The 6,275-nt window shown below is 63.8% G+C and carries 6 protein-coding genes; 4 read left to right on the top strand and 2 right to left on the bottom strand.

Annotated elements, in window-relative coordinates; genetic code table 11:
• The coding region (locus tag A5791_RS16455) for an adenylate/guanylate cyclase domain-containing protein (RefSeq protein ID WP_197504707.1) at positions 1-366 on the top strand (366 nt) is incomplete at its 5' end.
• Positions 367-528: 162 nt separating this feature from the next.
• Here the strand turns inward: A5791_RS16455 and A5791_RS16450 are convergent.
• Positions 529-1,515: an alpha/beta hydrolase gene (locus A5791_RS16450; RefSeq protein ID WP_067238965.1), complete on the bottom strand. Its 987-nt coding sequence runs from the start codon at positions 1,513-1,515 to the stop codon at positions 529-531.
• Positions 1,512-3,095 carry a GMC family oxidoreductase gene (locus A5791_RS16445; RefSeq protein WP_067238962.1) on the bottom strand — a complete coding sequence of 528 codons (1,584 nt, stop codon included), beginning with the start codon at positions 3,093-3,095 and terminating at the stop codon, positions 1,512-1,514. The genes A5791_RS16450 and A5791_RS16445 overlap by 4 nt, the downstream gene beginning before the upstream one ends.
• Positions 3,096-3,312: 217 nt before the next feature.
• On the opposite strand from A5791_RS16445, the gene A5791_RS16440 reads away from it, so the two are divergent.
• The 3 genes from A5791_RS16440 to A5791_RS16430 form a co-directional block, all read left to right on the top strand.
• Complete coding sequence (locus A5791_RS16440; protein ID WP_067238958.1) at positions 3,313-4,584, top strand: glycosyltransferase; 1,272 nt, start codon at positions 3,313-3,315, stop codon at positions 4,582-4,584.
• A gap of 123 nt (positions 4,585-4,707) precedes the next feature.
• Positions 4,708-5,175 carry a lipoprotein LpqH gene (locus tag A5791_RS16435; protein ID WP_067238954.1) on the top strand — a complete coding sequence of 156 codons (468 nt, stop codon included), beginning with the start codon at positions 4,708-4,710 and terminating at the stop codon, positions 5,173-5,175.
• A 268-nt stretch (positions 5,176-5,443) separates the two neighbouring features.
• On the top strand, positions 5,444-6,275 hold an 832-nt coding region (locus A5791_RS16430; protein WP_156661388.1), incomplete at its 3' end, for an alpha/beta fold hydrolase.

Below are 6,275 nucleotides of genomic sequence, written 5' to 3'. Positions count from 1 at the left end.
GGCCACCGGGCGAAGCACACGGGCGACGGGGTGTTCGCGCTTTTCGATGGGCCGACCAAGGCGGCTCGCTGCGCGTTAGATCTGGTCCCAGCGCTCGCGGCGCGCGGCATCACGATCCGCGCGGGCGTGCACACCGGTGAATGCGAGCGCCGCGGCGATGAATGGAGCGGAATGGCCGTGCACACCGGCGCACGTATTGGCGCGTTGGCCGGCGCGGGTGAGGTGCTGGCCAGCCGGACAGTGCGAGATCTGTCAGCGGGCTCGGGCCTAGTCTTCGAAAGTCTTGGGCCACAGAACCTTAAAGGCCTGCCCGAGGCAGTCGACGTCTACCGGATCACTGCACCAACGAGCGGCCTAACGCCGTAGCGCGGTAACCACTAATCCGTCTATCAAGGCCTTCCGATCACGCGTTCGCCTGTGCAAATCGCTTCCAAAGCTGCATACGCGGGGTCGATTCTCGTCATGGGCTCCACATTTGCCCAGCTACGCCAGCGCGGCACAAAAGTCCCCCAAAACCACCGGTGAGCATCACAGGTGTGCCCTCAAATGGTTCACCAAACCCTGAATGAACGTCTCCATCGACTGCGCCTTCTGCGCGTAGCCGTCCGCGGCGTGGTACATCCGCGGGACAGTGATCAGCTCACACGGCACGCCGCACGCACGTAGCTTCTCCGCGTACGCCACGTCCTCGCCGTAGTACAGGTCCAACTCGCCGACGCCGATCCAGGCGGGCGGAAGGCCGGACAGGTCATCGCGTCGCGCAGGCGCTGCGTAAGCCGGCGCATCGGACATCCGCGGCGCCCGGCCGAGGTACGCGGTCCATGCAAACCGGTTCGATTCGGGAGTCCAGACGAGCCGGCCGCGACCCTCGTCATCGTCGTTCAGAACCGTGCGGTCGTCGAGCATCGGATACATAAGTCCCTGAGCGCGCAGTGTGGACCCCTCATCGTGGCTGCGCTGAGCGACAGCCGCCGCCAATCCGCCGCCGGCGCTCCTACCCACGACAGCGATGCGGTCGGCGTCGATACCCAAGTCGCCGGCGTTCTGGCGCATCCACTGCAACGTCGCCATGGAGTCGTCAAGGGCTGCAGGGAAAGGGTTTTCAGGCGCCAGGCGGTAGTCCGGGGACACGACGACAGCACCCAACTCCCTCGCGAGCCGCCCATGAGTCACCAGCTCGAGTTGCGGAGACCCGACGATCATCCCGCCCCCGTGCAGCGCCAGCACCGCGGGCCGATTCGTTCGGTGCCCTTCAGGAGTGATGACCAGTACGCGGGTTGCCGGTTGGCCGACGGTCCGCGTCACGACATCGACACCAGGTCCGGGCGACATCGTGACTCGGTATGCGAGGCGGAGTGCTGGCAGTGTCTTGGCCGAGTGTGTGACCGTCACAAACGGCAGCACAGGGCTGCGCAGCTCGGGCTCCACTTGGGCGAGCGCATAGCGCATCGCGACATACCGGCGGGCGGCCAGCGCGGCGAGCCCGCCAGCGGCGAGCGCTGCGAGCTTCTTCATGATCCAAGGCTTGCGGTGAGTTTCGGGGCCACCCGGAGCGCGTTCGCCGCGATGGTCAGGGCGGGATTGAGCGCTGCCGAAGACGGGAAAAACGAGCCGTCGAGGATCCACAAGTTGGACACGTCATGGCTGCGACACCAGGGGTCGAGGACGCTGTCACGCGGGTCGGCGCCAGTGACCGCGGTTCCACACATGTGGCCATTGGCGGTTATGCCTTTGCGCTCGGTCACGACAATGGGGTAACCAGCCTTCCGAACCGCGCGCGATACGCGCTTGACTAACTCGACGTGCGGTGTGACGTTGTTCGGTGTCCACTCCAAGATGGTTCTATCGCCATCGATTCGGACACGATTTTCCCGGCGCGGCAGATCCTCGGTGGTGAGGTAAAGGTCCAAGCTCCGGTCCGTCGCGAACGTCAGCGCCCATCGTGGCGCCCAGGGATGCACGCCTTTGATGTGGGCGGACTGCAGCTTTCCAAGCATCTGCAAGTTGCCCAGCGGATAAGGGGTGTCCGGGCCCGCGACGTACCAGTCGTTGAGTCCGAGGGTTTTCTGCCAGACGGTCCGGTTCCGCCGGAACGGACTGACGCCGACGAGAAAGGTGCTGTTGTGCACCATGTAATTGCGTCCCAGCAGCCCCGACGAATTGGCCAGACCGTTCGGATAGGTGTCGGTGCTTGACCGCATCAGCATCGTCGCGGAATTGACTGCACCTGCGCACACGACGAATACAACACCTTGGATCAGAATGGTCCGCCCGTTCACGACAGCCTGAGCGGCGACCACCCGTGAGCCGTCCCGGTTGGTGAGCAACCGGTCCACCCGTGTGTCGATGAGGATGCGCACATTGCCCGCGCGCAGGGCGGGCCGCAGGGCGCGGTTCTCTGCGTCGCTCTTCGCCCCCTGGACGGGCAGGCCGTCCGCTGCCTTGACCGCTCGCCGATCATCCATGGTCTGCACGTTCATGCCGCAGGACATGTGGTAGGGGTGCAGCCCCTGACGTTTCAACGAGCCCGCGAAACGCTCCACCGCGGGCTCATGTTCCAGCGCCGGGTACGGAAAGTCGCACGAGCGGGGTGGTTCGGTGGGATCTTCGCCTGACCGGCCATGGACTTCGTAGAGCGTTTCTGCCGCGCAGTAGTAGGGCTCCATATCGTCGTAACTGAACGGCCACTTAGGTGAGATGCCGCCATAATGCTGGACTTCTTCGAAGTCCGTGCGCCGAAAGCGGGACAGGCTGGCTCCATAAAACTTGGTATTGCCGCCCACCCAGTAGTGCACGCCGGGGTCGAACGGTTTACCGGTGTGTCCGTCGAACCATGGTTCGGCGGTCTTGTAGCGCTTCTTGATGAACATTTCTTCGACACTTGCGTTTTCGGGTTCGCGTGGAAGAAAGTGCCCGCGCTCGACGACCAGTACGGACAATCCGGAGTCTTTGAGCGCCCATGCCAGGGTGGAGCCGCCCATTCCCGAGCCGATGATCACGACGTCGGCGGTGAAGGTATCGCTGTCCGCGGATCGCACGATGGCAGTTGACGGTAGCGGCTCACTTCCGTCCGAAGCATCGGGCGAAACGGTCATCGGTGGAGCCATCCTTCGGTCGACGGGCCGTGAAGGATGGTAGACGCAAGTTTTTCGCTCCCGGGCCGAAAAGAGCGATTCAGGGTGACCGTTAGCTCGACGAACGAGATCTCTGGCGGCGGTGTTGTGAAACTGTTCGAGTGGGTCTCGGGCGGGCAAACGTCCGTTGAGCCGGAAACCTCGTGTGAAAAGTTTGCCAGAGTGGGTACCAGAAGAAATGGGGGAAATACTTGCGTACACCACACCGGCCCTTGGGCATCTATATCCAATCTGTGCGTTGCTTATCGAGCTACGCCGCCGAGGTCACAACATCGCGCTGCGAACATTGGAAGCCGGCGTCGAGACCGGTCGTGAACTTGGGTTCGCCACTCAGGCCGTCGATCAGCGGATAGAGGCAATTTCCAGACACGACGAGAAGGCTCCGAATCTGCGTGCCGCCATGAAGCTCGCGTTCGACACCTTCGCCAAGCGGGCGGAGCTCGAAGTCGGCGACCTGCGTGCCGCGATCGCCGACGTGCGGCCTGATGTGCTGATCATTGACTCGAATTGCGGCGGCGCCGCTTCAGTGGCAGATGCCAGCGGCCTACCCTGGCTGTCGTTTTGGCCGTTCACCCCTTACCTCCGGTCGCGCGGTATGCCGCCCTTCGGTCCGGGCTTGCGGCCGTGGCCTGGCCTGATAGGCCGCTTGCGTGACGAGGCTTTGCGCCCGTTGATAACGGGATTCATCGAGAAGCCAATGCTCCCGCGGCTGAACAAGCTCCGTGCCGAGGTCGGGGCCGTACCCGTCGACTCCGGAGACGCCTACTTGCGGCGAGCACCGCTGATGCTGGTCGCTGGGGGCGAGCCGTTCGAGTATCCGCACCCGGACTGGGGTGAGTCTGTTCAGATGATCGGTCCGTGCTCCTTCGATCCTGCGCCCCAATCTGCTCCAGACTGGTTGGACGACATCGACTGCGACATCGTGCTGGTGTCGAGTTCCTCGGAACGCGTGCGGGACACCACCCTGGCCCAGTTGACGATGCTCGCACTTGCCGACGAGCCGCTCCATGTGATCGCGACCTTTCCCGCCGGGATACCCGAGAATCTCACGGTGCCGCCGAATGCGACGGTCCGCGAGTTCGTGCCGCACAGTGTCGTGCTGGAGCGCGCTGTCTGCGCCGTGACGCATGGCGGAATGGGCGCTACTCAAAAAGCCCTCGAGCGCGGGGTGCCGGTATGCGTGGTGCCGCAAGCGCGCGACCAGTTCGAGGTCGCCCGCCGGGTCGAAGTTGCCCGCTGCGGAACGCGTCTACCGAACAGGAAGCTGACCACGGCGCGCTTACACGACAAGGTGCACCAGGCGATGACTATGTCCGCCGGAGCGCGTCGCGTGGCTCAGGGGTATGCCGCGACTGGCGGCGTGGCGCGCGGCGCCGACCTCATCGAGCAACGACTGTTGACGGCTAGGTCCGTGCCGGATGGTGGTGTCACCGCCATGGACGCCGTGTGACCGCGAACTTGCGCGGTGTCGCAGCCTCAACACAGCAAACGAACATGCGAGCCTTGCGTTGGCCCTACAGTACGTTTCGTTAGCTGAAAAAGCGCCAGACAAGGACACCCGCGAAGGAGAATCGTGAAGCATAAGTTCCTGGGAGTCGTTGGCGGCGTGGCGATCATGGCTGGGATTCCGGCTGCATGCGGTGGCGGCGGCCACTCGAGCACAACCCAGAGCACAGTTGCCCCTGCTCCCGGGACGGCGAAACTGATCGTCGATGGCAAGGACCAGAAAGTGCAGGGACCGGTGGAATGCCCGGCGCGTGAGGGCATCATCGACATCAAAATTGGTGGACCCGACAGCGGCATTGGTGCTGCCGTGACGCAAGGCGATAACCCGGTCGTCAACTACGTGGGTGTGGGCACGTTCGACGGCGTGTCAATCGGGTACCTGCGCGGCGTAGACCCCACCGGCAAGGCAGACGCCACCAAGAACGGCAACACCTACAAGATCAGCGGCGTCGCGACCGGTCGCAACATGACCGACCTGGCTAACCCGGGACCGGTGGTGAGCAAGCCGTTCGAGATGACGGTGACCTGCCCGTAGCCATCTGCAACCGGGGGACACCCATCCCATCCAAAAGGGCGCCGCATTGGCGCGACTGCTCTTGCTTGTTCTGACCATCGCCCTGCTTCCCAAGCTGAATACGCGGGTTCGATTCCCGTCATCGGCTCCACATCTACCAGGGCATAACCGCCTTACGGGCCGCGCTCGCGGCCCGGTGGTCCCCTCACGGTCCCGTACGAAAGCTGCCGTACGCGGCGCATGAACGAAATCTGAGGACCTCCGGCCTCGGTGATGCCACGATGTTGACGTGACCGATGGGCAGCTGCGCTACGCACGCAACGGGGACGTGCGCTTGGCCTACCGCGTGTTCGGCGATTCTGGCCCATTCCTCATTTGGGCACCCGGATGGATGCTGAGCAACGTCGACACGATCGACGAACCAGGGAACCTTTACGCGGAATTCATCGAGTGCTTTTCTCAGTCGACACGGTTCATCGTGTGGGACAGACGCGGGACAGGCTTGTCGGACCCGTCGACGCAGTCACTGTCAGTAGATGAGCGCCTCGACGATTTGCAGGCGATTCTCGACGCCGAGGGGGTCGACCGCGCAGCGTTGTTTGGCAGCAGCGAAGGCGGATCGGTGTGCGCGTTATTCGCTGCCGCCCATCCGGAAAGGGTTAGCTCGCTGGTTGTGTACGGCGCTGCGGCGCGGTATTCCCAAGAGCTGCCCGAATTCCCGTGGGGGTTCACCCGCGCCGAAATCGAATCGCAGCTCGACGAGATCGACCGTCGTTGGGGAGAAGGTGCGCTGGCCGATCTGTACTACGGCGCCACAGCCGAGACACCAGGTGTCAGAGAAATGTTCGGCAAGCTCCAGCGCGCGATGGTGAGTCCGACGATGGCCAAGCTGTGGTGGAAAGCGTTCATGGAGATCGACATCCGCGGCGTGCTGGCTTCGGTGCGAGCGCCCACCCTGGTCCTCGCACGTCCAGGCGATCGGCTGGTGCCGATCGAGGCGGCCGCTGCGTTTGCCGCGGCCATTCCGGAGGCTCAATTTCAGCCACTGCCGCCGGGACCACACGGCCCCTTTGACATCGTCGCCCAGGTAGCAGCGTTGATTGTGGAGTTCGTCTGCGAGA

This window comes from Mycobacterium sp. 852002-51163_SCH5372311, from assembly GCF_001667115.1.
Taxonomy (GTDB): Bacteria; Actinomycetota; Actinomycetes; order Mycobacteriales; family Mycobacteriaceae; genus Mycobacterium.
Note: the sequence above shows the minus strand (reverse complement) of the source record. Positions and strands in the feature narration are given on the sequence as shown.